The organism is Mesorhizobium sp. M2C.T.Ca.TU.002.02.1.1 (assembly GCF_003997225.1).
In genome coordinates this window covers 1-1,622 of the sequence record NZ_RZTO01001101.1, presented here as the reverse complement: position 1 = coordinate 1,622, position 1,622 = coordinate 1, and the positions used below count along the sequence as shown (strand labels likewise).

Sequence of the window (1,622 nt, the reverse complement as noted above, 5' to 3'; positions counted from 1 at the left end):
GGTAGGCCTCGGCCATGGCGGCAATCTTCTTGGTTTCGAGGATGCCGCCGGAGCGGCCGAGGTCCGGCTGAAGGATGGTTGCGGCGCGGTTCTCGATGACGCGGGCGAATTCGGATTTCGTCGTCAGCCGCTCCCCGGTGGCGATGGGGATCGAGGTCTGGCGGGCGACCTGAGCCATCACCTCGGGCATATCAGGCGGCACCGGCTCCTCGAACCACAGCGGATCGTAGGGCTCGATGGCGCGGGCCATGCGCAGCGCGCCCGAAGCCGTGAACTGGCCATGCGTGCCGAACAGGATATCGGCCCTGGTGCCGACCGCCTCGCGGATCGCCTTGATCATGCGCGCCGACAGGTCGATGTCGATCAGGCGCGGCTGGTGGCCATCATAGGCGGTATAGGGGCCGGCCGGGTCGAGCTTCACGGCGTTGAAGCCCTGCTCGACATATTCCAGCGCGCAGGCGGCCGCCATATCGGGATCGTTGTAGACATTCTGGCCGCGCGCATCCTCCGAATGGACGCTGCCGGTGTGCGGATAGAGATAGGTGTAGGAGCGCAGCGTCTCATGCACCTGGCCGCCAAGCAGCTTGTAGACAGGTTTGCCGGCCTCCTTGCCGACGATGTCCCAGCAGGCCATTTCCAGCGCCGAGAAGCAGCCCATGCCGGAGACGTCGGGGCGCTGGGTGAAGCCGGAGGAATAGGCGCGGCGGAAGAAATTCTCGATGTCGTGCGGGTCGCGGCCGACGAAATAGCGTTCGGCCATGTCCTCGATCATCCTGGCGGTGACATGCGCCGAGAAGGTCGCATTGTAGGCTTCGCCATAGCCGACGACGCCGCCATCGGTGGTGAGCTTGACGAAGATGAAATACTTGCCGCCGATGCCGGGCGGCGGGTTGCCGACAACCCAGGTCTTGACGTCGGTGATTTTCATTTCTGATCCTCCAGAACCAGCTCGGCGCCTTTCCATCCGGTCAGGATCGAGGCGGCGTTGGTGTTGCCCGTGATGTTATCGGGAAAGATCGACGCGTCGATGACGCGCAGGCCCTCGAGCCCATGCACCCGAAGCCGTGGATCGACGACGGCGCGCGAAGCGTCCGGGCCCATGCGACAGGTCGAGACGGGATGGTAGACCGTACCCGAACGCTTCCGGAAATCCTGAATGAGGTCGGCGTCCGATTGTATCGACGGTCCAGGCAGCACCTCTTCCTCGATGACCTCGGCCATGGCCGGCATCGCGGCGATCTTGCGCACGAACTTCACCGCCGCCAGCATCTCGTCGACATCGGCATTGGTCGAGTAGGCATTGGCGGTGATCCTCGGATAGTCGCGCGGATTGCTCGAGCGGATCATGATCTCGCCGCAGCTCGAAGGCCGGCAGTTGGACAGGCCGATCGAGAAACCCGGCCACGGGTCGGGCGTCAGGATCGGGCGCTCGCCGCTCTTCGGGATGACGGTCGAGAAGGCCTGGAAATAAAGCTGCATGTTCGGCCGCGCCATCGACGGATCGGTGCGGAAGAAGCCGCCAGCATTGTTCATCGACAGCGACAGCGGACCGGAGCGCAAGAGGATGTATTGCATGCCGACCAGAAGCTTGCCCCACCATGGCCGCAGGATCTGGTTCAGCG

Annotated in this window: 2 protein-coding genes; both read right to left on the bottom strand. The window is 64.1% G+C overall.

Going from position 1 to position 1,622, the window contains the following annotated elements; translation table 11 throughout:
• On the bottom strand, positions 1-928 hold a 928-nt coding region (locus tag EOD07_RS33765), incomplete at its 3' end, for a mandelate racemase/muconate lactonizing enzyme family protein (RefSeq protein ID WP_164772811.1).
• The coding region (locus tag EOD07_RS33760) for a GMC oxidoreductase (RefSeq protein WP_245470595.1) at positions 925-1,622 on the bottom strand (698 nt) is incomplete at its 5' end. The genes EOD07_RS33760 and EOD07_RS33765, both read right to left, overlap by 4 nt.